Genomic DNA, 24646 nt, shown 5'->3' with positions numbered 1-24646 from the left:
GCGGTCAGTTTCCGGGCTGAGCGTATTGACGCGGGCGCGGGTCCCGCAAGGCGGACACCGTGACCTGGTCCGACTGCGCGATGTTCGTCGTTGCACCGTTGCGAGTCACCGTGTCCACGACCCCGCCGGGAATGTTCAGTGCCGATGCGAGAGTCGGCGGGTCTCCGATGGCAGTGAAGGTGTACGGGGCACGCAGTTCTCGCCCGTCGACCACCACCCGACCCGCAGAACCGGCGATCCACGAGTCGACACCGATGCGCACGGCATTGCCGCCGCCCTCGAGCTGGAGTGCTTCGGCACCGGCCGCGCGCAACTCCTGCATCGCGTCGAGCAGCACGTCCGATCCCACGCCCGAATTGGGGTCCTCGATCACCACTGTCACCCCCGGCCCCTGGGCCGCGACGGTGCCGACTTGAATCGACAACGCGGACAGTCGCTCCTGCGCTTCCGCCACTGCTGCCTCCGATCCCGAACCGGACTGACGCAGTGTCGACAAGGTGGCCTGCAGAGTGCCGATCTCGTCCCGGATGGACGCCTCGCGTCGGGTCAGAGTGTCCAGAACGACCAGAAGGTCCTCGGGCCGGGAGTTCTCCAGGCCATCGGTCGTGCTCGTCTCTCGTACCTGCGTTGCCAGGCCGATTCCCAGGACGCACAGCAGCGCGAGCGCCAGTAAACCGAATACCGCTCCGCGCCTTCGCCCTTCTGCCTCGGGACGCCGCGCACGCCATCCGTGTCGACCGCCGCCTGCCGTCATGGTTCAGGCACCGAACAGACGTCGGCGTAGGGCGGCAGCATTGCCGAAGATACGAATTCCGAGGACGACGACGATTGCCGTGGACAGCTGAGTTCCCACTCCGAGCTGGTCACCGAGCCACACGATCAAGGCCGCGACCAGGACGTTGAACACGAACGAAATCACGAACACCTTGGCGTCGAAGATTCCGTCGAGGAAAGCCCGTACACCACCGAACACTGCGTCGATGGCCGCGACGACGGCGATCGGCAGATACGGCGCAACCACAGCGGGAACCTGAGGACCCGCGACCGTCCCGATGACGACGCCGACCACCAGTGCGGCGATCGCTGCGAGGGCATAGACACCGTGGGTCGGAGTGATCGGCGCATCGGACGGCACCTGCACCTCGGACTCGGCCGGTACGGCATTCGGTGGATCGTGCTCCGTCATCGTGGGCCTGCCTCCTCTGCCTCGAACGACTCTCTCACAGCAGCGGGACCGAGTTCGAGATCGGTTGCCGGGCGCACCGTGAATCCGACGCCGTACAACTGCGCCACCGTACTCATCCGCAGATAGGCGTCGCTGACGACGAACTGGACCTGAATACGCTGCGGCGGCCCGATCGCGTCGATCTCGTACGGTGAGTCGATCGGGCGGTTGTCCAGCAGCATCGCCCCACCCGCCTGCCGGATGGTGACGTTCGGTCCGACTCGAACACCGTCCACCGATATCGCCTCCGCCCCGCTCGCCCACAACGAATTGACGATCGCAGCGATGTCCCGATCGAGCACGGCTGCGCCCGAACCCCGGCGAACCGACCGATCCGACGTGTCGTCCTCGACAACCGGTTCGGTGACGACGACCGAGAGCCCAGGTCCGGACACCCGATCGATGCCAGCAGCGGACTCGACAGCACTCAACCGTTCCAGCAGCGCACTGCCCGAGACATCGGACCGAAGGGCTCTCTCACGCTCCGAGGACACTTCTTCGGCCAGGGCCTGCTGCGTCACTTCCAAATCGGCGCTGCGATCCTGCGCGGCTCGAACAGCAGCCGACGCATCGGCACCCGCACGGTCGACATCGGCTGCACCGGACGCCAGTTGCGAGAACGCGATGCCGAAGATCACCCCGACGACGACGGCACCCCCCAACAACCAGAACGCCGCAGGAACTCGCGGCTTGCGGGTGTGCTGCGCAGTACGTTCGGCGGCCGCTGCGTCGTATCCCGGGTCCAGATGGTCGGTCAGCAACGACGTCAACAACGACGGGACCGGATTCCTCCTGACCTGTGAACTCGACCGCCCTGGTCGTTCCGCGGGCTCCACCGTCAGGTGCCGGCAACAGTCGGATCGATTGCCCTGGCGACGGCGATCGCTTTGCCGAGATACAGCAGACCGGTCCAGGTGTACAGCGCCGTGCCCCAGATCAGCAACGCGTATCCGAGCGGTCCCGCGGCGTCCGCCACCGAATTGCTGCCGGCCGATACCAGCAGGACCGGCAGCGCGATCATCACCACGAACGTGGCGGCCTTACCGAGATAGATGACGTCCGGAGGCGGAAGAGACCTGCGGCGGTAGACGAACATCGTCAATCCGAGCACGGCGTCGCGCCCGATGAGTATGGCCGCAACCCACCAGGGAATGATGCCGCGCAGAACGAACGCCACCAGAGTGCTGACGACGTAGAGCCGGTCGACCAGCGGATCGAGAATGGCACCGAGCTTCGATGCCTGGCCGAGCATGCGAGCCAATTTGCCGTCGAGCCAATCGGTTCCACCGCTGACGAGCAGTATCACCAACGCCCACCCATCGGCCTCGGGGCCCAGCATCAGATAGAGGAACAGCGGAACGCCCAACAGACGGATTGCGCTGAGCAGGTTGGGAATGGTCGCGATGCGATCCGATACCTCGAGCTCACGGTCGTTCGTCATCGGCGATCACCTCCTTGTCGTCCTGCTCGCCGCGGTGTGCGCACCGGGCCTGCGGCCACGTTAGCGCCACGCGAACACCGGCTGCTCGAAGTCCGCGACTCGGGTGTGTCGACCGTGCAGCGCCACCTCACGAAACTGGTGGACGATCGCACCGGTCGGAGCGTGGATGGCCCCGGTTCGGTACGGCCAGCGAATGACCGGACGTGTCGATTCCGGAATCGACACGAACTGGGCGTCGACGTCGAGTTCGTCGACCGTCACCTCGAACACCTCGGCCACCTCGTCCTCACTGGGCAACAACGTGGACGAGTAGTCGCCGACCCACACCACGAACGGAGTGATGACATACCCGGATCGAGTGACGTAGTCGTCCAACCTTCCGAGAACGTCGGTCTCCTCGGCTCGAATCCCCAACTCCTCGGCCAGTTCCCGCAAACAGGCCTGCATCGTGGATTCGCCCGGGTCCACACCGCCGCCGGGCAACGCGTACTGGCCCGGATGCGCGCGCAACCGATCCGGCCGCCTCGTCAAGAGCATGCGCCTGTCCCCCGGCGGTCCACCGACCGCAACGGCGACGGCAGCGGCGCGCTGTCCGCCGGATTCGGTGGTGCGATGGGAGAAACGGCCGAGTTCGCGCGCGATGGACGCTCGATCGAGCAGGTCCTCGTTCGGCCTACCCGAATCGTCGTCAGTCACAGTACGAACCCTAGAGGCCCGACGAGATCAGCGGGTGTCGGCGGGTCGGGCGGCGGGTGGTAGCAGGTCGTCCGGCGACGCAGGCCAGCCGAGTGGCTCGTCGGCCAGAGCGGCCAACTGCTCCACCTGCGTTCGGCACCAAGGTGATACATCGATCGTGCCGCCGAGCACCCCTGCGGAGAACTCACGCCACGACACCCATCGAGTCTCGTCCACCTCGGCCGGATCCGGATCGAGTGTCGCGTGCTCGTCGACTTGCACTCGGTACACCGGACATATCTCGTTCTCGACTATTCCGTTGTCCATGACGGCCCGGTACCGGAAGTGCGGCAGTACCAACTCGGCGGATTCCGCACGAAGGCCGAGTTCTTCACCGATCCGGCGCAGTACGGCATCGTCGAGCTTCTCTCCCGGAGCCGGGTGGCCACAACACGTGTTGGTCAGCACCCCGGGCCACGTCGTCTTGCTCGACGCCCTACGCGTGAGAAGAACAGCGCCGTCCGCTCTCACCACGTAGCTGGAAAATGCCAGGTGAAGTGGCGTGTCCAGCGTGTGAACGGTGGTCTTGTCGTGTGTGCCGACGGCACGGCCTTCGTCGTCGAGCAGCACCACGTGCTGCGCTCGGGATCGATCCATCGTTCCATGGTCCCACGGCCTTGGCGGCGGTCTACTGTCGAACCATGGGACGCGACGAGAACACCGACAACGAGAACCCGACCGAGTCCGAGAAGACCTCGGATACGCCGAAGGGCGGCCGACCAGGGCCCGTCGACGGCGGCGGCGGAGGCGGGATGGCGACGCGGGAGAACGCGCCCGAGATCGCCGACGACTCTGCCTGAGATTCACGGTGCGACCGCTGTTTGAGAAGCAGAGTTTGCGTCAATACCCCCGGTGTTCTCGCGCTGCGCGGGTACACGAACCGTTACGACCGGAAGGACTTCGATGAGCATCAACGACGACGACATCACCACCACGGGCGGAGCCGCAGGCGAGGGACCCGCAGACGGCGGATCGAACCCCGGTGGTCATGACGGCGGAGCAGACGGCCCCGCCGGAGCCGGTGAAGGGCCGGCCGACGGTGGATCCAATCCTGACGGACACGACGGCGGAGCAGACGGCCCCGCCGGTGCGGGCGAGGGCCCGGCCGACGGCGGATCCAACCCCAATGGGCACGACGGCGGTGCGGACGGCACCGCTTGAGCACTGAGCCGAGCGGCGAGCGCGGATCGGGAAACCGGTCCGCGCTCGGTCGTCTCACCGGTACCGATTTCGGGGAGTTCGCAGACCGGTTCTGGGGAGTCGCACCCAAACTCACCCGATCCGCCGAACTGCCGGGGTCGTTCGACGATCTGATGACACTCGACGCAGTGGACGAGCTGATAGCCGAACGCGGTGTGCGTACCCCGTTCGTGCGGATGGCCAAGGACGGCCGTTTGCTGGACAAAACGCAGTTCACGGCCTCCGGCGGGTTCGGAGCAGAGGTGACCGATCAGGTGGATTCGGGTGCGGTGCTGGCTGCGTTCGCTGCCGGGAACACGCTGGTTCTGCAGGGCCTCCACCGGCTGTGGCCACCGCTGATTCATTTCGTCGGCGATCTCGTTCGCGAGCTGGGTCATCCGGTGCAGGTGAACTCGTACGTCACACCGGCTGCGTCCCAGGGCTTCTCACCGCACTACGACGTGCACGATGTGTTCGTCGTCCAGATCGCGGGGACCAAGCGGTGGAGCATTCACTCGCCGGTGCACGTGCATCCGCTCAACAATCAACCGTGGTCGGATCGACGGTCGGCCGTCGAAGACCATGCATCGAACACTCCCGAACTGGACGTCGTCCTCGAGCCCGGCGACGTGCTCTATCTGCCGCGCGGGTGGATCCATTCTGCGCAAGCGCTCGGCGACACCTCCGTGCACTTGACCATCGGCGTCGCGTCGTACAACGACTACGACCTCGCCCACCACGTGCTGAAGGCGCTCGGCGACGTCGAGAGTCTGCGTGCTCCCCTCCCTGCCGGCCTCGACCACTCCGACCCGGAGTCCATCGTCCCGCATGTACACCGAGTTGTGGACGCCATGCGCGCCGCGCTCGACGAGATCGACCGAGACCCCGACGCGGTACGTCGTCTCGCCGAACGCGTCGCAGATCGTCACGACGACCTCGTCAGACCGGAACCGGTCCGTCCACTGGCGAGCGTCGCAGCGATGGGTGCGCTGCGGGGCGACAACTCGATTCGATTGCGGCCCGGCATCTTCGCGCGGATCTCGCACACGAACGACGGCGTATCGATGGTGCTCAGGAACAAAACGATCACGCTGCCGTCTCAGTGCGCCGACGCGATCGAGAGCCTGATGAAGGGCGCTCCGTGCCGCCTCGATTCGATGCCGGGCCTCGACACCGAGGACGCATGCGTGGTTGCGCGCAGACTGATCCGCGAAGGGATCGCGGTGACGGCAACGTCGTAGCGGCGGTCAGGTGATCGTGATCCCGCCGTCGACCGCGATGGTCTGACCCGTCACGTATCCCCCGGCGTCCGAGGCGAGCCAGATCGCGGTTGCGGCCAGCTCCTCTGGATCACCCTTGCGTCCGAGGATCATTCGCGGAGCCATCGAGTCGAGGTATCCAGGCCGGTACGAGTCCGTCATCTCGCTCTGGAAGAATCCTGGCGCAATCGCGTTGACCCTGATGCCTTTACGTGCGCCCCACTGCTGTGCGAGATCGCGGGTGAGGCCGACGATGGCCGCTTTGCTGGCGCTGTAGGCCGCCTGCGGTAGGCCCGCCGTCGTCAGCCCCAGAATGCTCGAGATGTTCACGATCGAACTGCCGGGTGCCATCACCCGTCCACAGGCCTGAGCTGCCCAGTACGAACCGTTCAGGTTGATGTCGATCACCGAGCGGAACTGCTCGGGCGTCTCACGAGTTGCCGGATAGGCCGTGCCGACTCCGGCGTTGTTGATCAGCACGTCCACCTTCCCGAACTCCGCCATCGCGGACTCGACCATCGCGGTGCACTGATCCGGGTCGACCACGTCGGTGGCGACCGTGATCGAGCGCCCTCCGACGCTGTCGATCAACTCGGCGGTCTGCGCCAACTTGTCCACTCTCCGTGCGGCGAGCACCACATCCGCTCCCGCCTCGGCGGCTGCTTTGGCGAAGGCCACGCCCAGTCCGGAGGATGCACCGGTGACGATGACGACGCGACCGTCCAGGCGGAATTTGTCCAAGATCGACATATGTGTGAATCTCCTTGTGACTGTTGATCAGAACCAAGCGGGCGACATATCGAGGGTGGTGCGGTCCAGCTTCGCCAACAGGTCGAGTTGGACGTCCACCTTCGGCAGTTCGTAGACGTAGAAGTATTTTGCTGCGGAACGCTTTCCGTCGTAGAAGTCTCCGGTCTTCGTGCCGACGGCCAGCAACTGCTCGAGCCACATCCAGGCGATGACCGTGTGCCCCATCGCCTCCAGGTACGCCGTGGAGTTCGCCAGTGCCACAGCGGCATCGCCGGTGCCCCACACCACAGCGGTGACCTCGACGATTCTGCCGACGCGTGCGTGCAGTTCGTCCGCGTAACGAGCAGCGTCACCGCCTTCCGAGTGCGCCCGGTCGACTGTCTGTCCGATGTGTTCGGCCAGCAGAGCCAATCCAGCGCCGCCCTGCATGACCACCTTCCGCCCGAGCAGATCCAGACCTTGAATACCGTGTGTGCCTTCGTGAATCGGGTTGAGTCGATTGTCGCGGTAGTGCTGTTCGACGTCGTAGTCGCGCGTGTATCCGTAGCCGCCGTGCACCTGAATGGCCAGACTGTTGGCTTCGAGGCACCACTGCGACGGCCAGCTCTTGGCGATCGGCGTCAGTACGTCGAGCAGCAACGTCGATCGTGCTGCTTCGGCGTCGTCGGACGCAGAGTCCTGATGATCGACCAGGCGCGAACAGTAGAGTCCGAGCGCCAGCGCCCCTTCGACGTAGGACTTCTGCGCCAACAACATTCGCCGAACGTCGGCGTGTTCGATCAGCGCGACCGCAGGTGCAGCCGGATCCTTGGCGCCGAGTGGTCGGCCCTGCGTACGGGTCTTCGCATACTCCACCGACTTCAGGTAGCCGACGTAGCCGAGGGCTATCGCAAGGAATCCGACGCCGATCCGCGCTTCGTTCATCATGTGGAACATGTACGACAGTCCGCGGTTCTCCTCGGCGACGAGGAAGCCGACCGCTCCGGGTTGCCCACCGGGAGAGTGGGTTCCGTCGCCGAACGCCAGCAGCGTGTTCGTGGTGCCGCGGTTGCCCATCTTGTGATTGAGTCCGGTGAGCACGATGTCGTTGCGCTCGCCCGTACCCCCGTTGCCATCGGGAAGGAATTTGGGAACGATGAACAGGGAGATTCCCTTGACCCCCGGCGGTCCGCCCGGCGTCTTGGCGAGCACCAGGTGAACGATGTTCTCGGTCAGTTCGTGATCTCCACCCGAAATCCACATCTTGGTGCCGGTGATTCGGAAGCTACCGTCGTCCTGCGGTACTGCTTTGGTCGTGATGTCGGCCAGTGACGAGCCGGCCTGCGGTTCCGACAAACACATGGTGCCGAACCAGCGCCCGTCCAGCATCGGACGGACGTAATCTCGCACCTGATCCGGCGTGCCGTACGTCGCGATCAGGTTGGCGTTGGCCATGGTGAGAAACGGGTACGAGGAGGTCCCGGCGTTGGCGGCCTGGAAGAACGCCATCGCTGCCCGGGAGACAGTCGCTGGCAGTTGCATGCCGCCGATCGACTCGTCGAACTGCCCGGCGATCAAACCCGCCGACGCATAGACATCGAGCGCTGCCTTCACTTCCGGTATCAGCTCCACCGAACCGTCCGCGTTCATCGTCGGCTCCTGCGCGTCCGCCTTCTTGTTGTGCGGCGCGAAGTGCTTGCGGGCGATATCCGCGCTGAGATCGAGGACCGCGTCGAAGGTCTCCTTCGAGTGCTCTGCGAACCGAGGTCGAGCAGTCAGTGCCGCCACGTCCAACCATTCGTACAGCAGAAAATCCAGGTCGCGTCGCGAGAGGACGTCCGACATTCACTTCTCCGATCGAGAGGGGGCACCGCCACCGCATGGGTCGTTCCGAAGGTTCCACTCCTGCGTGAGCGCTGTGACGCACGTGACTACTTTCCTCACCATACAAGTCGCGTTGCGACGGCCACGCCGAGCGTCGCGACAAACGGTCCTGGCTGCGGGCGGTCGACCGGGGCAATGTCGAAAGCCGCAGCCGGGCAGACATTTACGGCGAATCGGACTATGAGCAGCATCACGATTCAAAAAAGCCACATCGGCATATGCTTACCTTTGATAACGATATTTGATCGAGCAATCGACAGCGCCCGGCTGTTCCGGTGCGCATCGTCGGAGGGGAGTCGAGCATGACGCACACACTGGCCGTCGACAGCGAACGTGAGCGAGAGATCAGAGGGCGCGATCGCTTCACCGAGCTCCACCGGATCGATGACGAGTTCCGAGCCGCCGAACCGGACAGCGCAGTGGCCGACGCCGCCCAGGAGTTGTCGCCCAACCTGGCCCGCGTGGTTGCCGAGATCATGACGCGCTACTCCGATCGGCCGGCACTCGGCCGCCGGGCCCGGGAGATCGCACGAGTCGACGACACGACCACTCTCCGCCTGCTCCCGCGCTTCGAAACCGTCACCTACGGCCGAGCCTGGAACGACGCAGGTGCACTGGCATCGGCATTGACGCACGACGCATTCGGTATCGCTTCGGGAGACTTCTTCGCAACCCTGGGATTCGCGAGTGCCGACTACGTCGTCGCGGAATTGGCCACGATTCGGCTCGGCGCAATCACCGTTCCGCTGCAGGCCGGTGCCACCGCGGGCCAACTCTCGGCCATCGCCGCGGAAGTCGAGCCCGTCGTCCTGGCAGCCGATGTCGACAATCTGTCCGTCGCGGTCCAGGTTGCCACGCATTGTCGATCCATCCGACGAATCGTCGTCCTCGATTACGACGGTGCGATCGACGCGCACACACAGATCATGGAGACCGCGCGCAGCGATGCCGAACAGGCGGGAGTCTTCGTTCGTCCGCTCACCGAGTTGGTTCGCGACGGGGCGCAACTACCGTCGGTTCCCCTACCCGATGCCGAGGATCCCGACCGACTCGCGACACTGATCTACACCTCCGGCAGCACCGGAACCCCCAAGGGAGCGATGCACACCGAGCGAATCGTGTGCGGAGCCTGGACCGGCGCCTGGCACCACACCGGAGCATCCTCCGAGTCCACGGACGGGCCTGCCTTCCCGGTCATCACTCTCGACTATCTTCCGATGAGTCACCTGGCCGGCCGTGGCCTCGTCTTCTCGACTCTTGCAGCAGGCGGCACCGTCCACTTCGCCGGGGCGAGCGACCTGTCCACCCTTTTCGAGGATTTCGCGCTCGCTCGGCCCACGATGGCACTGTTGATCCCGCGGGTCTGCGAGATGATTCGGCACAACGTTCTCGCCGAGATCGACCGGGAAACCGAACGCACTGCCGGTGGCGACGCCGACAGGACGCGACGAGAAGTGCTGGAGCGCACCAGGATCGAACAGTTCGGCGGTCGCGTCCTCGCAGCGATGGTCGGTACCGCGCCGATTGCCGACGAAGTGAAGGACTTCGTCTCCGAGCTGCTCGATATTCGGGTGCGCGACAACTACGGCTCCACAGAAGCCGGAATGGTGTTGCACGACGGCGTTGTCCAGCGGCCGCCGGTGATCGAATACAAGCTCGCCGACGTACCCGAACTCGGCTACTTCTCCACCGACACACCGCATCCGCGCGGTGAGCTCCTGCTCAAGACGACCTCCATCATTCCCGGTTACTACAAGCGCCCGGACGTCACGGCCGACGTCTTCGACTCCGAGGGCTTCTATCGCACCGGGGACGTCGTCGCCGAGATCGAGCCGGACCGACTCGCCTACGTCGACCGACGCAAGAACGTTCTGAAACTGGCTCAGGGCGAGTTCGTCGCGCTGGCGCGCCTGGAAGCCCTGTTCGGTACCAGCGAGCTGGTGAATCAGATATTCGTGTACGGCAACAGCCAGCGGGCATACCTTCTGGCAGTTGTCGTACCGGCCGACCCGGACACGACTGCGGGTTCGGTCATCGAATCGTTGCAGCAGATCGCACGCACGGAAGCGCTGAATTCGTACGAGATTCCACGTGAAGTAGTCATCGAACACGACCCGTTCACGCAGGAGAACGGACTCTTGTCCGGGGCAGGCAAGCAACTGCGACCCAAACTCGTCGAGCGCTACGGAGAAGAACTCGAACGTCGCTACGCGGAACTCGAGACCGGTCAGAACGATCGCCTACGCGAACTCAGGCGCACCGGTGCCGATGCCCCCGTTCTGACCACCGTCGGCGACGCGGCCCAGGCCCTGTTGGGATGCGCCGGGTCCGATATCCGACCCGACGCGCACTTCAACGACCTGGGCGGAGATTCGTTGTCGGCGTTGACGTTCTCCACGCTTCTCCGTGAGATCTACGATGTCGATGTTCCGGTCGGGGTGATCACCGGGCCCGCCATGGACCTGGCAGCGCTGGCCGAGTACATCTCCTCGGCCCGGGACAACGATTCCGACACAGCGACGTTCGCCTCGGTGCACGGCCGCGGTGCCGCTGTGGCACGAGCCTCCGACCTGCGTCTGTCAGCTTTTCTCGACGACGCCCTTCTCGACGCCGCACACCGAATTGCCGGCCCGCGAGAACAGACCGGCACGGTCTTGCTCACCGGCGCCAACGGATACCTCGGTCGTTTCCTCTGCCTGGAATGGTTGGGGCGCATGGCCGAGACCGGCGGAAAGGTGATCTGTCTGGTGCGCGGGCGCTCCGATTCCGACGCGCGAGCTCGACTCGATGCAGCGTTCGACAGCGGAGACGCACGACTGTCGGAGCGCTATCGAACCTTGGCCGACGCCGCACTCGAGGTCGTGGCGGGCGATCTCGGGACACCTCATTTCGGCCTGGACCGCGACAGTTTCGAGGCACTGGCCGAACGGGTGGATCGCATCGTCCACCCGGCCGCGCTAGTCAACCATGCCCTGCCGTACGAGCACCTCTTCGGACCCAACGTCGTCGGCACGGCCGAGATCATCCGGCTGGCGCTGACCGACCATGTCAAGCCCGTGACCTATCTGTCGACGGTGGCCGTCGCAGCGGGAGTCGAAGAATTCCGAGAGAACGGCGACATCCGCGTCGACAGCCCATCGCGGGCGGTGGACGATTCGTACGCCAACGGCTACGGCAACTCCAAGTGGGCCGGTGAAGTGCTGTTGCGCAATGCGTTCGACGAATTCGGACTGCCCGTCTCGGTCTTCCGCTCGGACATGATTCTGGCGCACAGCACATGGACGGGCCAGCTCAACGTGCCGGACGTGTTCACGCGTCTGATCCTGTCGGTCGTTGCAACCGGTCTGGCTCCACACACGTTCTACGCCACCGACACCGGCGCGCCCACCGACGAGAAGGGGCGCCCGCTGGCCCACTACGACGGGCTGCCGGCCGATTTCAGTGCGTCGGCCATCACGTCGATCGCAGGTGGTGATACCTCGGGCTACCGAACCTTCGACATCCTCAACCCACACGACGACGACATCTCACTCGATACGTTCGTCGACTGGATCCGGGATGCAGGTCGCGACATCGAGATCGTCGAGAACTACGACGAATGGTTCGAGCGTTTCAACGCTGCAGTCGAGGCTCTGCCGGAGAAGCAGCGTTCGCACTCGCTGCTCCCGTTGATCGACTCGTACGCACGTCCGCAACACCCGTCGTCCGGAGCGATCCTGCCTGCCGACGAGTTCGCCTCCGCCGTCGGGGACATTCCGCACCTCGGACGCGAACTGATCGAGAAATATCTCTCCGATCTGGTGGCGCTCGAGCTCGTGAGCACACGCTAGAGCAGTTCCCGGTGCGGGCCGTACGGCCCGCACCGGGAAGCACTACTCGCCGACCGGTTGCGGCTCGCCCGTCGGCTTCGAAGCCGGAGTCAGCCGCGAGTACGCCAGACACACCAGTCCGAAGAACAGATAGCCCAGGGCGACTTGGGGATTGGCTGCCCACCCCACCTCGTGTGAATGAATCAGACCGACCCACGACAGTGCCGCGGCCACCCCACCTGCTGCGGCGGCAGCGAGAAACCGTTTGTCGAGAACGAACGTGACGATGGTGCCCAGCATCAGTCCGGCGAGTACCGCGCCGGATCCGAACGTCTTCAGCCCGTCGTACACGACACCCGCCTGACCCAGTGCCTCGCTCCCCACTTCCGTCGCCGATGTACCTGCGGCGCTGAGCGCGTTGTCGATCAGGCCTACCGCCCACTCCGCGAGGTTGGGTAGCAGTGCCACCACCACCGCGATGGCGTGCAGCTTCGGCACCGACTGAAATGCCTGGGCACCGATCAGCAGGCCGATGTACAGCAGAATCGGGACGATCGCGGGTATCGGAAGCAGCGTGGCCAGTAGACCGAAGAGCCCGAGAAAACACATCAGGCCGATCGCGATGCCCGACGCGAGCGAGTAGCCGGTCCGTCCGCCTGCGTCTTTCCAGCCCGGATGGCCGATGTAGACAGCGGGCGGGAACGGCCATCCGAAGGCAGATCCGACGACCGCTCCGAATCCGTCTGCGAGCAGCACACTGCGGAGGTTGTAGTTGTCTCCCGCAGCGGACGCGCTCTCGACGTTGCTCATCGCCTCGGTGAAGTTGTAGACACCCAGAGGAATTGCGGTCGCGAGCAGCGGAGCCAGGTTACCGAGACCGTCGAGAAGCAGATCGAGGCGCAGATCGGGAAGCCCGAGTGCGATATTGCCGGCAGCCTCGGTCACGTCCGGCACCGACATGAATCCGCCGATCCAGCCGATAGCCGTGCCTACCAGAAGCGCGGCGAGACCGACCGGAATGTTGCCGGGCAGTTTCACGTCCGTGAAGAAGCCGATGAGAATGATTGCGAGAACGGGCAACCCGATCCAGGCGGCCTCCCACATCTGCGCGGCCGGGCGCATCGCGATGAACGTGATCGAGATGCCGGCGAGTGTGCCGAGCATCGCCGCGCGGGGGGTGATCCTGCGAATGTAGGGTCCGACGAACGCTCCGATCATGACGATGATGCCGATCATGAAGGCCCAGGCGAGCCCCGCCGCCCAGGCCTGCACCGCGTCACCCGTCGCCAGGTAGACCGGGAGCATGACCACGAACACGACGATGAACATGTGCGGAACGCTCGGACCGTACGGAAGCGCCGTCACATCGGTTCGGTTCTCGCGCTTGGCGAGCCGACGAGCGAGAACCATGTAGTAGAGGTTCCCCAGGATCAGGGCGATCCCGAGGGCAGGCAGCAGGGTCCCGAGGACGTCGGTTCCTGGAATTCCGACCACCGCGATGCTCAGGGTGGTCAGGGTGAGCACGTTGACGAGAATGTTGAAGCCGAGTCCGAAGAATGCGTTGGTGTCGCCCTTCGTCCACCACGGGAGGGTGAACGAGGACGAAGAGCCTGCAGCGGGTGAGTCTTTCACGTCCATGGTCATGTTCGGTCCTATCGACTTGCCGAGGTGGGGACGAGTGCAACCAACGCGGCCTCGACGTCCTCCGACGGCGCGGTCCAACCGAAAATGCCGCCTTGAGCCGAGATCATCTCGAGGCCCACGCGCTGAAACTCCGGGAAGTACGAACCGACACAGTCCGTCACGACGAGGCATTCGTATCCTCGATCGTTGGCCTCGCGAACCGTGGTGTGCACGCACACCTCGGTCGTCACACCGGTGACGAGCAGGGTGGTGATTCCGGCGCTCGTGAGGATCTCGGAGAGCTCGGTGGCGTAGAACGCCCCTTTGCCGGGCTTGTCGATGACGGTCTCACCTTCGAGTGGCGCCAGTTCGTCGACTATGTCGTGACCGTACTCACCGCGAACGAGGATGCGACCGAACGCTCCCGGATCGCCGATGCGCTGCGATGGTGTGCCGCGGCCTAATTTCGCCGGCGGGCAGTCCGAAAGGTCCGGTAGGTGCCCCTCCCTGGTGTGGATCACGGGTATCCCCGCTTCCCTGGCCACTGCGATGAGACCTGCGAGTGGTTCGATCACGGATCGGAGCAGGCCGACATCGTTGCCGAGGCTCTCCCCGAACCCTCCGGGGAGCAGAAAATCCCTCTGCATGTCGATCACGAGCAGTGCCGTCGTCGTGGGATCGATGGTGAACTCCGACGGAGACGCCGACGGTATCGACGTTTCCGGTGTCTGTGCTGAGGTCATGAGATCTCCTGTGCTGCAATGGAAGTATCGTGAGCAGAATTGATCGCCCGGGAATATGCCCGCCAGCCACCGAACTCGCTGATGTCGTCGACGGTGTGCCGATGCGCGCCGGTCTGGACAGTCGCGTCGCAGACGTAGCCGAGAACGTCGGAACCGTCGGCCAGCAGTACTCGTCCCAGAGCGAGCACCGCTGGCATTCTGCCCGCGAGTACCGCAAGAGAAGCGGCGGGCAGACGCCACCTCTCCACGTCGATTGCGCTGCCGCCGAGAGGAACTCGCAACAGTCCGGGTGTCGGGTCGGTGGTTCCGATCCGAAGCAGTGTGTACGTCGGCGCGGTGGACGTCGCCTCGACCAGGGCCCCACCGAGCTCGAGCAGCTGCGGGTTGGCGCGCTCCCCCGACAGGTGGTGCCCGGCAACGACGATATCGATGGTCTCGAGGGTCGACCCTTCGGCTGCTGCGGGATGCGGTGGAACGGCACGCCGTTCTCCGAGCAACCGGGCCGCGACCGCGAGGATCATATCGTCGGCCAGCGCAGGCCCGATCACCATGAGGCTGACCGGTCGACCGTCCTGGGTGAGCCCGACGGGAACCGCTACGGCCGTCAGATCGAGAAGGTTTCCGAAGTGGGTGTAGTGACCGAGCTTCGTATTGCACGCGACGGGGTCTGCGAGTACCTCCGGCACGGTGAAGGTGGTGCCGATGGTCGGCACGATCATCACGTCCATCGACGTCCAGAGCCGAGAGACACGAGCGCGAAGGTCTTGCAATCTCTGCAGAGCACGGAAGGCATCGACAGCGGTGTAGTTCCGCCCTCCCAGAAAGATCTCGCGGACGACCGGGACGATGGAATCGGGCTTCTCGCTCAGGAATTCGTCGAATTCGACCAGTCGCTCGGCGACCCACGGTCCTTGATACAGCAGCGAGCCGGCGTCGAGGAAGGGTGTGAGATCGACTGTGGTGGTCCGTAACCCATGATCGGGAAGCGACAGGCGCGCCACCGAATGCGCATCGAACATGGCCGCGTCGCCGAAGAAGTCCAGCTGCTGCAGGTCCGGTAGCCCGACGGTGATGTCACGCCCGTCGTACTCTTCTCCGCGCGGACGTGACCAACCGTCCGCTGGATCCTCGGCGCACATGATGTCGAAGACGAGTTCGAGGTCCTCGACGGTGGACGCCATCAGGGTGATGCAGTCCAGCGACTTGCACGCGGGGACGAGGCCGACGGTGCTGATCAGGCCGCGCGACGGCTTGTAGCCGACGATCCCGTTGAGCGCGGCAGGCACACGACCCGATCCTGCGGTGTCGGTGGCCACACAGAACGGCACCTGCCCGAGGGCGACGGCCAGTGCCGATCCGGAACTGGAGCCACCGGAGATCATGTCGTTGCCGTAGACGCTCCGCGGAATCGCATGGGGCGTGCGAGTTCCGTTCAGCCCGGTCGCGAACTGGTCGAGGCTGGTCTTGCCGACGAAAATGGCGCCCGCGTCGACCAGTGCCTGCACTGCCGGGGCCGTCGAATCCGACGTGTAGGCGTAGTCGGGACAGGCGAGCGTGGTCGGGTATCCCGCCACATCGATGCTGTCCTTGACTCCGAAGGGAATTCCGTACAGGGGTAGCGACACTGCGTCGGGTCGCGCTTCGAGTGCAGCGGCGGCCGCGAGCAATTCCGAACGGCCGACAACGGTGATCCATGTTCCGTCGTCGCCGCGTGCAGCCACGGCGGTCGAGAACGCCTCCACCGTTGCAGTGGGAGTCGATGTGCCGTTTCTGTACGACGCGAGCATCTCGGTGACGGTCGGGCCGAGTGCCGGTCCCAGGTCTGAAGTCATACCGTCGATTGTCGACAGTTTTCTGTTAATGCAGGTTGTTGCCGTGTTTCGAGTCTGTTAGGAAATACTCTCGAGATGCAGGTAGGTCAGCTCGCCATGCTCCTTCAACGCAGCGAGCGCGACCGAGAGGTCGTTCGATTCGATGGCGTCGAGCAACCACTCGTGACGCCTGATCCCATCGATCGGATTGGCGACTCGGGCTTCTTCCCTGAGGTTGCGGGCCATCGGTAGCTGTAACTTCAACAGGATCGGCGCATAGGCCACATCGAGCTGGCGGCTTCCGGCCAACGCCACGATTGCCTCGTGGAAACGCCGGTGAGCGTCGTCCTTCTCGAGAGTGTCCCCCCGCGCATCGGCGTCGCGCATCTCGTCGAGCGCCGCTCTCACCGGCGCGAAAGCACTGTCGGGAGGCGACGCGAGTGGGAGCGCACGCTCGAGCGCATGTCGTTCGAGAACCTGACGCAGCTCGAAAAGTTCGAGAATGTCCTCCGCCGACCACACCGTCACTCGAAACCCGCGACGTGGGAGATGCTCGACCAGACCCTGCTGAGCCAACAGGCGCAACGCCTCACGCACCGGTGCTCGGCTGATCCCGAGTCGCGCGCACAGTGTTTCCTCGACCACGCGCGATCCGGGCTCGAGCGCACCGCTGAGCACCTCGGATCGGACCTGGCGAGTCGCCATTTCGACAAGGCTCGGCGGCAAGGAACCGTGTCCCGCCGGTGCAGCCATGACGCCAGTGTACGAACATGCGCGCCGAATGGCGTGCATCCACGGTATTGCCGGGCCGAGTCGGGGGCCGCTCGCCCACTCCGGCGTTAGACTGGCACGCCTATGTGGATTGGATGGATAGAATTCGACTTCCTTCTCGGAGATGTTCACTCACTCAAAGAGAAGCGCTCCGTGATCCGGCCGGTGATCTCCGAAATGCAACGCAAGTTCGCGGTATCGGCGGCGGAAACCGATCATCGCGAGTTGCACAGGCGAGCAGGTATAGGCGCGTCCGTCGTAGCAGGCGATCGCGACCACGTCACCGATGTTCTCGACCGAATCGAGCGCGTCGCGGCCTCGCGGCCCGAGCTGCAACTCGTCTCCGTTCGGCGGCGCACCATCCGAAGCGACGACATCTGAACACTCGCCCCGCCGGGTCATCGACGTACGTCGAACACCTGCTTCTGAATTCCGTTGCCGTAGACCTCGTGTTCGATCAGTTCGAGATGCGTGGTGTCCTTGTCGGCCGCGCTGAACAGTCGCTTTCCCGCACCGAGCAGGAGTGGAAAGACGAGCAGGTGGTACCGATCGACCAGCCCGGCGTCGGCGAGACTTCGGCCGAGGGTGGCGCTGCCGTGTATCGAGATCGGCCCACCCTCGGAGTTCCTGAGCTCGGCAACGTCGTCGATACTGCGCAGAACGGTTGCAGGCCATCGTGAGTCGTCCTGCTCGAGCGTCGTCGACACCACATACCTCGGCATGGCGTTGTACCCCGCGAAATCGTCCATGGTGGGCCAGATCGGCGCAAATGCTTCGTAGGAGGTGCGGCCCAACAGCAGCGCAGTGGCTTCTTCCTGCTCACGTCCTTTGATCTCGTACGCTGCCGGATCGAAGTCGATGCCCTGAAACGTCCACCCGGAGTTGCGATAGCCCACCTCGCCGCCCGGCCCCTCCATCACGCCGTCGAGCGACACGAACGCGGTCACGATCACAGTGCGCATGGACGGTCCTTACCGGTGCTGGGGTGGGTGCCGGAATCGTAAACCATCCTCGCGCCGAATCCGTCGATACCATCGACCGATGATCGCCAGCGACATGTCCCGCCCGGCGTGGGACGACGATCCGATCGTGTCCGGCTGGTCGGGACTGCCCGCACTCGACCATGACCGCACCGCCGACGTCTGCGTCGTCGGCCTGGGAGGCTCGGGTCTGGCCGCCGTCGCAGACCTCCTCGACCGCGGTGTCGATGTGGTCGGAATCGACGCAGGGCGAGTCGCAGCCGGCGCTGCGGGCCGGAACGGCGGCTTCCTGCTCGGTGGTCCTGCGACCTTTCTGCACACAGCACTCGCGACATGGGGTCCGTGCGCGGTGGATCTGTATCGAGCGACTCTGGCGGAGATCGACAATCTGGAAGGGCTTCTCGGACCCGACGTCGTCCGACGCACCGGATCGATCAGGCTCGCGGGAGTCCCCGGTTCTCCGAGCGAGCTCGCCGATGCGGAGGACTGCGACGCGCTGGCACAGTGCTTGCGCGAGAACGACGTTGCCGTCGAGCACTATTCCGGCGCGTTGGGAAACGGCATCTTCCTACCGGACGATGCGGTGATGAATCCTGCGCGTCGCGCGCTCGGGCTGGCATCGATTCTCGCGGGACGCGCTCGACTGTACGAATACACGCCCGCAATCGCCATCGAGCCGGGCGCGGTCACGACGCCGAATGGAGTGGTTCGATGCGGCCTGGTTCTCGTAGCCGTCGACGGTCGACTCGAACAGGTACTCCCCCAGCTCGACGGACGGGTTCGGACCGCCCGTCTGCAGATGCTCGCGACCTCGCCCGTCACCCCGGGGCGACTGCCGTGCCCCGTGTACGGACGATGGGGGTACGACTACGCGCAACAGGACGCGTCTGGACGGCTGTATGTCGGGGGCGGTCGTGACCTCTTTGCCGAGCACGAATGGACACCGTCCGGCGAACCGACCGCTCAGGTTCAGCACTACATCGAGTCGGTCGCGGCATCGTTTGCAGGAGAACCTGTCTCGGTCGATGCACGGTGGGCCGCGTCCGTCGGATTCACCACCGACGGTCGGCCGCTGTGCACATGGGTCGACGACACCGTGATCGCATTCGGTGGCTACAACGGCACAGGCAATCTGGTCGGACCGGTCACCGCTCGCGCCGCCGTGGCGCTCGGGCTCGACGCAAGTCCAGTACCGCAGTATCTGAGCAGCTGACGCATGGCAGTCTGGACCCATGGCCGAAGAACCGGAACACACCGAGGACGGTCACTACATCGTGATCAAGGGTCGCCGTTGGCGCGCAACGGATCCTGATATCCCGGAGGATCGCAATGCCGAATTGCGGTCGATTCTGATGGCGTGGCGCAGGGAGGTCAAACGCACGTCGGGTGCACCGGAATCTCGCGCAGGCGTGCAGGCCACCAAAGTCGCCCTCGGCGAGCGAGGAACCCCGTGGTGGGAGCAGTCGGACGACGAGCGACGGGCCCGATGGGAATCGGAAGTGGCGAGGCCGTCCGACACCTGACATCCGCCTGATGGTTGCCATAGTGGAAACTATCCAATACAGTTTCCACTATGGAAAGCATCGGAGAGCCCACACCTGCCGAAGCCCGAACGGCTCTCGACGACATCGATCGAGTTCAGCGCGCAGTACGAGACACTCCGTGGCCGGTATGGCTGTATCCGGTCAACGCCGCGCTGCTCGCGATGTTCGCACTGACCGCCCTTCTCGACAGCCGGGTCGCGTTCCTGGGTGTCGCCGCGGTGATCATCGCGGTCAACGTCGTCACCGGATATCGGATGGGGACGCCGTGGGCCCTACCCACCGACCGCGGCTTCCTCACCTGTGTCGCGCTGTCGGGTTTCTCCGTCGCGCTGGCGCAGGCTGTCGGTGATCCCAGCGGACCGGCCTGGCCGGTTTTTCTGCTGGCGGCAGCAGCCGCGTCGATCTACTCGATCGGATCGATTCTGCACTACCGCAGTACGCGTCGATGAGCGATCTCGATCCGATCATTCACCCGGCCCACCGGCTCCGAATCTGTGCCCTTCTGGCCGCTGCGACAACGGTGGAACTGGCGATCGTCAAGGAACACAGCGGGTTGAGCGCATCGGCGCTGAGCAAACAGGTCGCTGCTCTGGTCGATGCGGGATACGTCGAGCAGCAGCGATCACGGACGGACTCGCGGCGACTGTGGTTGTCGTTGACCAAGGACGGTAGAACGGCCTATCGACGTCACGTGGCCGCACTGCGCGCCATTGTTGCCGACACCGACGCATCCATCTGATCTTCTGCGGTGACTTTCCCCCGCGGTGCGGGTCTACTGATTCGACGGATCCCGTCGTAGTTCAGCCCGCTCGTTCATCGGAAGAAGGAGACTTCGATCATGTCCATTCTCAACCCCTATCTGTCGTTCCGAGACAACGCGCGCGAGGCGATGGAGTTCTATCGGTCGGTCTTCGGTGGCGAGCTGACCGTCACCACGCTCGGCGAGGCCAACGCCAGCGAGGATCCCGCTGACCGGGACAAGATCATGCACGGCCAGTTGACCACCCCGAACGGGTTCACTCTGATGGGAGCCGACACGCCGTCGTCGATGGAGCACACGCCCGGGAACACCATGAGCGTCTCGCTCAGCGGCGACGAGGAGGACGAACTGACGAGCTACTGGAACGCGTTGGCCGTCGACGCGCAGTTCACGATGGGTCTCGACAAGGCCCCGTGGGGCGACACCTTCGGTATGTTGACCGACAAGTTCGGTGTGCAGTGGATGGTCAACATCGCCGGATCCCCCAGCGAGAGCTGAGTACGGCTTCCGCCGCTAGCGGACGAGGTTCTTCGGCGGGACCACCTGTCGGAGACCGTCGGGCCCCCAGCCTCGATCGAGTGCCGTCAACAACAATGCACAGCCGATACCGGACAGGACGAGCGCGGAGCCGAACATCGCCGTGTAGCCGAACAGGTCGCCGACCACACCGGCTGCGATCCCGGCTGCGCCCTGCGCGAAGACGATTGCGCACGCCATCAGCGTGTAATCGCTTCCCGCGAAACGCTTCTCGGACGCGTCCATCATCAGGGCGAACACCGCCACCGTGGCCGCACCACCGAGGACGTGTTCGGTGATGTTGGCGGTGACCAGAAGTGGGAAGCCGCCGACTCCCAGGGAGGCGACGACATACAGGGCAAGGCTGAGCGTTTGACTCACCCCGCCGACCAGCAGCGCCCGACGCCGTCCGTGTCGAAATGACAACCATGCCCCCAGTGCGGCTCCCCCGAGCGCAGCCACCGACGACAGACCGCCCTCGACCAGCGCTATCTGGGGCAATGACAGTCCACTGTCCGACAGGAACGGACCCACGAGGGCCGAGCCCATCGAGTTACCGAACTTGAAGCCGATGATAAGCAGGATGAACGCAACCATGCCGGGCCTACGCAGTCGGGACCACCAGGCAACCGCCAGCCGCACCGGCGTTTCCGGCTCGGCCGCTCGGTCGGATTCGGCGTCTGCAGCGTCCAGTTGCGTCCGCATCCACCACACCGGAACAGTCGTCAGCACGATGAGCAGTGCCATCGCGACGAACAGCACCCGCCATCCGGCAAAGGTGAACAGCCACAACAGCAGTCCGCCGCCGCACACCATCCCGATGCGGTAGGCACCGACCTGCAGACCGTTGCCCAACCCGCGCTGCGCCGCGCTGAGCGTACGCACCGCGATACCGTCGGTCGCGATGTCCTGCGTCGCCGAGAGAGCATTCATGACGAAGATTCCGACGAACAGCCAACGCAGTGTCGAGGACAGATCGAGGAACGACAACGCCAGTGCCACCGCCGCGGCCGAACACTGCAGCGACAACAGCCACCGTCGCCTCGATCCGTACCGATCGACGTACGGAGCCCAGAGAAATTTCAGCGCCCACGGGAGAAACAGCACACCGGTCGCGCTGATCTTCACCAAGGAGAAGCCCGACTCCCGGAGGACGACAGGTAGGGCCTGGGTGAAGAATCCGAACGGCAGTCCCTGTGCGAAGTAGAGCGCACCCAGGAGAGTCAGAGTCCCGGCGGTGAACGATGCCGGACGCACCGCATTGGTCATGCCGGTCATCGTGTCAGAGCGACGCCGACTCCGCCGAACGCGCCACCGGCTGGCGGAGGATGGTGCGCAGCTTCGTCGGCTCCACCCTGCGCGGATCGCTGAGATAGATCTCGTGATGTTTGCCGGTCATCGTCATTCCAGAACTGGGAATGTATCGGTGATGGAGTTCGTCGAGTACCGGCGTCTCGTCGTCGTAGGACCCGACATGCAGCGTCTGCACGCACAGCCCCTCGTCGAGAGTCTCCAGTCGAATTCTGCTCGACGCATCCGAGGTGCTCTTCGCTTCCGCGGACGCCTTCGCCACGTCGAACATCCGACGGTCGATCCAGTCGGGCACCATGATCATGGCCGTCCAATTCCACTCGGCCTTGTTGCGGGCGGTCGTGAACGAGGCCATGTTCTCGGCCCACCACAGAGCCTCGAGCGGCGGAACGACATAGTCGCGGTCGAGGGTGTTCTTGCTGGCGAACTTCAGTGCATAGGCCACGGGGTAGAGCGCCCCGATTGCTTCGGTGTACTGCGGAGCGGTGTTCGGATCGCCGTGTCCGTCGATCATCAGGTAGGTCAGCGGCGGAACGACAAGGGTACGAAAGATGTTGTGCTGCGCAGAGTATGCGTCGAACGTTTTCTTGAAATCGACTTTCGTCATTCGGCCCCCGGTTACCACCACTGTCGAATACTGCGAAACATCGGTCCAAGAGATACCCGACAACCGACATCGACGAGACCGATACCGCCCGGTCTCGTCGATGTCGGTTCGTCCGATCTGTCACACCCCGGCGTCGACCTTGTCCGGCTCGCCTCGGCGCATCGCCAGGTAATCGGAGAGTTCGCGCTTGACCACCGGCAAGAGCAGGTACAGGCCCGTGATGTTGACCAGCGCCAGCAGGAACAGCGTCGCATCGGCGAAATCGAGCACGGAACCGAGGGACAACACGGTTCCGATGACGGTGAACATGCAGAACATCACGTTGAAGAAGGTGCGCGAGAAGCGGCTCCGTCCGAACAACGACGTCCATGCCTGCAGTCCGTAGTAGGCCCAGGTGATTGCGGTGGACAGAGCGAACAGTGCCACCGCGACAGTCAGCACGTACGGGAACCACGGCAGCACCGTCTCGAAAGCGTCGGAGGTGAGGGTGACGCCTCCGGCGGGAAGCTCACCTGTCTCGGCGACGATCGCCCGCTGGTCCTGCCAGGTGACGGTGTTGGCGATCACGATGGTCAATGCCGTCGCGGTACAGATGACGACCGTGTCGATGAAGGGCTCGAGCATGGCCACGAAGCCCTCGGTGACCGGATGCCTGGTCTTGACGGCCGAGTGCGCGATGGCCGCCGAACCCAGTCCGGCCTCGTTCGAGAACGCGGCGCGCTGGAATCCGATGATCATGACGCCGAGTACGCCGCCGGCCACACCCTCGGGTGAGAACGCACCTTCGAAGATCGCGGTGAATGCCGTGGGGACCGAACGGAAGTTGACGGCGATGACGACGCCGCACGCCACGATGTAGATCAGCGCCATGGTCGGTACGAGCTTGGCGGTCACCGCCGAGATCGATTTCATGCCGCCGATGATGACCAGTCCGATGATCAGTGCGACGACGATACCGAATACGGCTTTTGCTCCGTCGGAGCCGAGGAATCCGTCCTCACCACCGGTGACCGAGCGGACCTGCGCGTAGGTCTGATTGGCCTGGAACATGTTGCCGCCGCTGATCGCGAAGAACGTGATGACGATGGCGTAGAAGACGGCCATGACCTTGCCGACCTTGGCGAGTCCCCGCTCCGCGAGACCCTTGGTCAGGTATTTCATCGGCCCACCGGAGACGGTGCCGTCCTCGTTGATGTCTCGGTACTTCACACCGAGCGTGCACTCGACGAACTTCGATGCCATACCCAGCAAGCCGGCGAGGATCATCCACAGGGTCGCGCCGGGGCCACCGAGCGTCACTGCGACGGCGACACCGGCGATGTTGCCGAGCCCGACGGTTCCGGACACCGCGGCGGTGAGGGCTCTGAAGTGACTGACTTCTCCTGGCGCGTCTGCCTCGTCCTCCTTGCCGCTGACCAGAATCAACGCTCTCTTGATTCCGCGGACCTGGATGAACTTGAACGCCACCGTGAAGATGACGGCTCCGACGATGAGCCACAGGACGATCAATGGAACAGCGGCTCCACCGATATTCACGGTGAAGAAGACGACATTCGACACGGCAGCGGAGATCGGATCGAAGGCATTGTTGATCGCCGTCTCGATGGAGCTGATCGTGCCTCCGTCCGCGGCCAATAAATCGGTTGCGAGGGGGTGAGAGCTCATGGCTTCGAGTGAACAGCACGGGGACGGCCGAAGACGTGATTTACCGAATTTCGG

The 24646-nt window shown here is 64.4% G+C and carries 26 protein-coding genes; 10 read left to right on the top strand and 16 right to left on the bottom strand.

Going from position 1 to position 24646, the window contains the following annotated elements:
- Nucleotides 1-4 precede the first annotated feature (4 nt).
- The 6 genes from CH249_RS21290 to idi all read right to left on the bottom strand — a co-directional run bounded on the left by CH249_RS21290 (nucleotide 5) and on the right by idi (nucleotide 3998).
- Nucleotides 5-754 (bottom strand): DUF881 domain-containing protein, encoded by a 750-nt coding sequence (locus tag CH249_RS21290; RefSeq protein ID WP_094682748.1) that lies wholly within the window; start codon nucleotides 752-754, stop codon nucleotides 5-7.
- 3 nt (nucleotides 755-757) lie between these two features.
- Entirely contained in the window at nucleotides 758-1186 is a 429-nt protein-coding gene (locus CH249_RS21285) for a small basic family protein (RefSeq protein ID WP_094629434.1), read from the bottom strand.
- On the bottom strand, nucleotides 1183-1998 hold the full coding sequence (locus CH249_RS21280; protein ID WP_256981226.1) for a DUF881 domain-containing protein: 816 nt from the start codon (nucleotides 1996-1998) through the stop codon (nucleotides 1183-1185). The genes CH249_RS21285 and CH249_RS21280 overlap by 4 nt, the downstream gene beginning before the upstream one ends.
- A gap of 65 nt (nucleotides 1999-2063) precedes the next feature.
- Nucleotides 2064-2666: a CDP-alcohol phosphatidyltransferase family protein gene (locus tag CH249_RS21275; protein ID WP_094629433.1), complete on the bottom strand. Its 603-nt coding sequence runs from the start codon at nucleotides 2664-2666 to the stop codon at nucleotides 2064-2066.
- Between the two features lie 60 nt (nucleotides 2667-2726).
- Nucleotides 2727-3362: a CoA pyrophosphatase gene (locus tag CH249_RS21270; RefSeq protein ID WP_094682747.1), complete on the bottom strand. Its 636-nt coding sequence runs from the start codon at nucleotides 3360-3362 to the stop codon at nucleotides 2727-2729.
- 27 nt (nucleotides 3363-3389) lie between these two features.
- Nucleotides 3390-3998: an isopentenyl-diphosphate Delta-isomerase gene (gene idi, locus CH249_RS21265; RefSeq protein WP_032398143.1), complete on the bottom strand. Its 609-nt coding sequence runs from the start codon at nucleotides 3996-3998 to the stop codon at nucleotides 3390-3392.
- A gap of 44 nt (nucleotides 3999-4042) precedes the next feature.
- Between idi and CH249_RS28065 the strand changes: the two genes are divergently transcribed.
- The 3 genes from CH249_RS28065 to CH249_RS21255 all read left to right on the top strand — a co-directional run bounded on the left by CH249_RS28065 (nucleotide 4043) and on the right by CH249_RS21255 (nucleotide 5821).
- The gene (locus CH249_RS28065; protein ID WP_176459400.1) at nucleotides 4043-4201 is read left to right on the top strand and encodes a hypothetical protein; all 159 of its coding nucleotides are present in this window, start codon (nucleotides 4043-4045) and stop codon (nucleotides 4199-4201) included.
- Between the two features lie 103 nt (nucleotides 4202-4304).
- Nucleotides 4305-4562, top strand: a complete 258-nt coding sequence (locus CH249_RS21260) for a hypothetical protein (protein ID WP_032398144.1) — start codon at nucleotides 4305-4307, stop codon at nucleotides 4560-4562.
- The gene (locus tag CH249_RS21255) at nucleotides 4559-5821 is read left to right on the top strand and encodes a cupin domain-containing protein (RefSeq protein WP_094682746.1); all 1263 of its coding nucleotides are present in this window, start codon (nucleotides 4559-4561) and stop codon (nucleotides 5819-5821) included. Before CH249_RS21260 ends, CH249_RS21255 begins: the two co-directional genes overlap by 4 nt.
- Nucleotides 5822-5827: 6 nt before the next feature.
- Here CH249_RS21255 and CH249_RS21250 read toward each other — a convergent pair whose 3' ends face one another.
- On the bottom strand, nucleotides 5828-6589 hold the full coding sequence (locus tag CH249_RS21250; protein WP_032398146.1) for an SDR family NAD(P)-dependent oxidoreductase: 762 nt from the start codon (nucleotides 6587-6589) through the stop codon (nucleotides 5828-5830).
- Nucleotides 6590-6616: 27 nt separating this feature from the next.
- Nucleotides 6617-8413 carry an acyl-CoA dehydrogenase gene (locus CH249_RS21245; protein ID WP_094682745.1) on the bottom strand — a complete coding sequence of 599 codons (1797 nt, stop codon included), beginning with the start codon at nucleotides 8411-8413 and terminating at the stop codon, nucleotides 6617-6619.
- Nucleotides 8414-8754: 341 nt separating this feature from the next.
- On the opposite strand from CH249_RS21245, the gene car reads away from it, so the two are divergent.
- A complete protein-coding gene (gene car / locus CH249_RS21240) occupies nucleotides 8755-12282 on the top strand; it encodes a carboxylic acid reductase (protein WP_094682912.1) in 3528 nt (1175 codons plus the stop codon).
- Between the two features lie 42 nt (nucleotides 12283-12324).
- On the opposite strand, the gene CH249_RS21235 is transcribed toward car, so the two are convergent.
- The 4 genes from CH249_RS21235 to CH249_RS21220 are packed head-to-tail and all read right to left on the bottom strand — an operon-like array spanning nucleotide 12325 to nucleotide 17191.
- Entirely contained in the window at nucleotides 12325-13905 is a 1581-nt protein-coding gene (locus tag CH249_RS21235) for a regulator (protein WP_094699022.1), read from the bottom strand.
- A gap of 8 nt (nucleotides 13906-13913) precedes the next feature.
- Nucleotides 13914-14627: a cysteine hydrolase family protein gene (locus tag CH249_RS21230; protein ID WP_094682743.1), complete on the bottom strand. Its 714-nt coding sequence runs from the start codon at nucleotides 14625-14627 to the stop codon at nucleotides 13914-13916.
- Nucleotides 14624-16459, bottom strand: coding sequence for an allophanate hydrolase (gene atzF, locus CH249_RS21225; RefSeq protein ID WP_094647868.1), 1836 nt, complete (start codon nucleotides 16457-16459; stop codon nucleotides 14624-14626). The genes CH249_RS21230 and atzF overlap by 4 nt, the downstream gene beginning before the upstream one ends.
- A 57-nt stretch (nucleotides 16460-16516) precedes the next feature.
- Complete coding sequence (locus CH249_RS21220) at nucleotides 16517-17191, bottom strand: GntR family transcriptional regulator (protein WP_045195076.1); 675 nt, start codon at nucleotides 17189-17191, stop codon at nucleotides 16517-16519.
- 102 nt (nucleotides 17192-17293) lie between these two features.
- On the opposite strand from CH249_RS21220, the gene CH249_RS21215 reads away from it, so the two are divergent.
- Nucleotides 17294-17590, top strand: coding sequence for a DUF503 domain-containing protein (locus tag CH249_RS21215; RefSeq protein ID WP_032398151.1), 297 nt, complete (start codon nucleotides 17294-17296; stop codon nucleotides 17588-17590).
- Between the two features lie 17 nt (nucleotides 17591-17607).
- Here the strand turns inward: CH249_RS21215 and CH249_RS21210 are convergent, their stop codons facing one another.
- Nucleotides 17608-18171 (bottom strand): dihydrofolate reductase family protein, encoded by a 564-nt coding sequence (locus tag CH249_RS21210; RefSeq protein WP_032398152.1) that lies wholly within the window; start codon nucleotides 18169-18171, stop codon nucleotides 17608-17610.
- A gap of 79 nt (nucleotides 18172-18250) precedes the next feature.
- On the opposite strand from CH249_RS21210, the gene CH249_RS21205 reads away from it, so the two are divergent.
- The 5 genes from CH249_RS21205 to CH249_RS21185 all read left to right on the top strand — a co-directional run bounded on the left by CH249_RS21205 (nucleotide 18251) and on the right by CH249_RS21185 (nucleotide 20991).
- A complete protein-coding gene (locus CH249_RS21205; protein ID WP_094647865.1) occupies nucleotides 18251-19402 on the top strand; it encodes an FAD-binding oxidoreductase in 1152 nt (383 codons plus the stop codon).
- Between the two features lie 19 nt (nucleotides 19403-19421).
- Nucleotides 19422-19712, top strand: a complete 291-nt coding sequence (locus tag CH249_RS21200; RefSeq protein ID WP_032398153.1) for a hypothetical protein — start codon at nucleotides 19422-19424, stop codon at nucleotides 19710-19712.
- Nucleotides 19713-19762: 50 nt separating this feature from the next.
- Nucleotides 19763-20182 (top strand): hypothetical protein, encoded by a 420-nt coding sequence (locus tag CH249_RS21195; RefSeq protein WP_094629423.1) that lies wholly within the window; start codon nucleotides 19763-19765, stop codon nucleotides 20180-20182.
- Nucleotides 20179-20472 (top strand): transcriptional regulator, encoded by a 294-nt coding sequence (locus tag CH249_RS21190; protein WP_094629422.1) that lies wholly within the window; start codon nucleotides 20179-20181, stop codon nucleotides 20470-20472. The genes CH249_RS21195 and CH249_RS21190 overlap by 4 nt, the downstream gene beginning before the upstream one ends.
- Before the next feature lie 96 nt (nucleotides 20473-20568).
- A complete protein-coding gene (locus CH249_RS21185; RefSeq protein ID WP_032398156.1) occupies nucleotides 20569-20991 on the top strand; it encodes a VOC family protein in 423 nt (140 codons plus the stop codon).
- A gap of 15 nt (nucleotides 20992-21006) precedes the next feature.
- Here the strand turns inward: CH249_RS21185 and CH249_RS21180 are convergent, their stop codons facing one another.
- The 3 genes from CH249_RS21180 to CH249_RS21170 form a co-directional block, all read right to left on the bottom strand.
- Nucleotides 21007-22278: an MFS transporter gene (locus CH249_RS21180; RefSeq protein WP_094682911.1), complete on the bottom strand. Its 1272-nt coding sequence runs from the start codon at nucleotides 22276-22278 to the stop codon at nucleotides 21007-21009.
- A gap of 13 nt (nucleotides 22279-22291) precedes the next feature.
- Complete coding sequence (locus CH249_RS21175; protein WP_094682742.1) at nucleotides 22292-22927, bottom strand: GyrI-like domain-containing protein; 636 nt, start codon at nucleotides 22925-22927, stop codon at nucleotides 22292-22294.
- Between the two features lie 120 nt (nucleotides 22928-23047).
- On the bottom strand, nucleotides 23048-24592 hold the full coding sequence (locus tag CH249_RS21170) for a sodium:alanine symporter family protein (protein ID WP_094647862.1): 1545 nt from the start codon (nucleotides 24590-24592) through the stop codon (nucleotides 23048-23050).
- Between the last annotated feature and the right edge of the window lie 54 nt (nucleotides 24593-24646).

The organism is Rhodococcus sp. 05-2255-3B1, from assembly GCF_002258545.1.
GTDB lineage: Bacteria > Actinomycetota > Actinomycetes > Mycobacteriales > Mycobacteriaceae > Rhodococcoides.
Note: the sequence above shows the minus strand (reverse complement) of the source record. Positions and strands in the feature narration are given on the sequence as shown.

What these genes read in the sequence shown, in the direction of transcription:
- CH249_RS21290 (WP_094682748.1), bottom strand. Translation starts at nt 754, where the DNA reads ATGACGGCAGGCGGCGGTCGACACGGATGGCGTGCGCGGCGTCCCGAG.
- CH249_RS21285 (WP_094629434.1), bottom strand. Translation starts at nt 1,186, where the DNA reads ATGACGGAGCACGATCCACCGAATGCCGTACCGGCCGAGTCCGAGGTG.
- CH249_RS21275 (WP_094629433.1), bottom strand. Translation starts at nt 2,666, where the DNA reads ATGACGAACGACCGTGAGCTCGAGGTATCGGATCGCATCGCGACCATT.
- idi (WP_032398143.1), bottom strand. Translation starts at nt 3,998, where the DNA reads ATGGATCGATCCCGAGCGCAGCACGTGGTGCTGCTCGACGACGAAGGC.
- CH249_RS28065 (WP_176459400.1), top strand. Translation starts at nt 4,043, where the DNA reads ATGGGACGCGACGAGAACACCGACAACGAGAACCCGACCGAGTCCGAG.
- CH249_RS21260 (WP_032398144.1), top strand. Translation starts at nt 4,305, where the DNA reads ATGAGCATCAACGACGACGACATCACCACCACGGGCGGAGCCGCAGGC.
- CH249_RS21250 (WP_032398146.1), bottom strand. Translation starts at nt 6,589, where the DNA reads ATGTCGATCTTGGACAAATTCCGCCTGGACGGTCGCGTCGTCATCGTC.
- CH249_RS21245 (WP_094682745.1), bottom strand. Translation starts at nt 8,413, where the DNA reads ATGTCGGACGTCCTCTCGCGACGCGACCTGGATTTTCTGCTGTACGAA.
- car (WP_094682912.1), top strand. Translation starts at nt 8,755, where the DNA reads ATGACGCACACACTGGCCGTCGACAGCGAACGTGAGCGAGAGATCAGA.
- CH249_RS21235 (WP_094699022.1), bottom strand. Translation starts at nt 13,905, where the DNA reads ATGACCATGGACGTGAAAGACTCACCCGCTGCAGGCTCTTCGTCCTCG.
- CH249_RS21230 (WP_094682743.1), bottom strand. Translation starts at nt 14,627, where the DNA reads ATGACCTCAGCACAGACACCGGAAACGTCGATACCGTCGGCGTCTCCG.
- atzF (WP_094647868.1), bottom strand. Translation starts at nt 16,459, where the DNA reads ATGACTTCAGACCTGGGACCGGCACTCGGCCCGACCGTCACCGAGATG.
- CH249_RS21220 (WP_045195076.1), bottom strand. Translation starts at nt 17,191, where the DNA reads ATGGCTGCACCGGCGGGACACGGTTCCTTGCCGCCGAGCCTTGTCGAA.
- CH249_RS21215 (WP_032398151.1), top strand. Translation starts at nt 17,294, where the DNA reads ATGTGGATTGGATGGATAGAATTCGACTTCCTTCTCGGAGATGTTCAC.
- CH249_RS21210 (WP_032398152.1), bottom strand. Translation starts at nt 18,171, where the DNA reads ATGCGCACTGTGATCGTGACCGCGTTCGTGTCGCTCGACGGCGTGATG.
- CH249_RS21205 (WP_094647865.1), top strand. Translation starts at nt 18,251, where the DNA reads ATGATCGCCAGCGACATGTCCCGCCCGGCGTGGGACGACGATCCGATC.
- CH249_RS21200 (WP_032398153.1), top strand. Translation starts at nt 19,422, where the DNA reads ATGGCCGAAGAACCGGAACACACCGAGGACGGTCACTACATCGTGATC.
- CH249_RS21195 (WP_094629423.1), top strand. Translation starts at nt 19,763, where the DNA reads ATGGAAAGCATCGGAGAGCCCACACCTGCCGAAGCCCGAACGGCTCTC.
- CH249_RS21190 (WP_094629422.1), top strand. Translation starts at nt 20,179, where the DNA reads ATGAGCGATCTCGATCCGATCATTCACCCGGCCCACCGGCTCCGAATC.
- CH249_RS21180 (WP_094682911.1), bottom strand. Translation starts at nt 22,278, where the DNA reads ATGACCAATGCGGTGCGTCCGGCATCGTTCACCGCCGGGACTCTGACT.
- CH249_RS21175 (WP_094682742.1), bottom strand. Translation starts at nt 22,927, where the DNA reads ATGACGAAAGTCGATTTCAAGAAAACGTTCGACGCATACTCTGCGCAG.
- CH249_RS21170 (WP_094647862.1), bottom strand. Translation starts at nt 24,592, where the DNA reads ATGAGCTCTCACCCCCTCGCAACCGATTTATTGGCCGCGGACGGAGGC.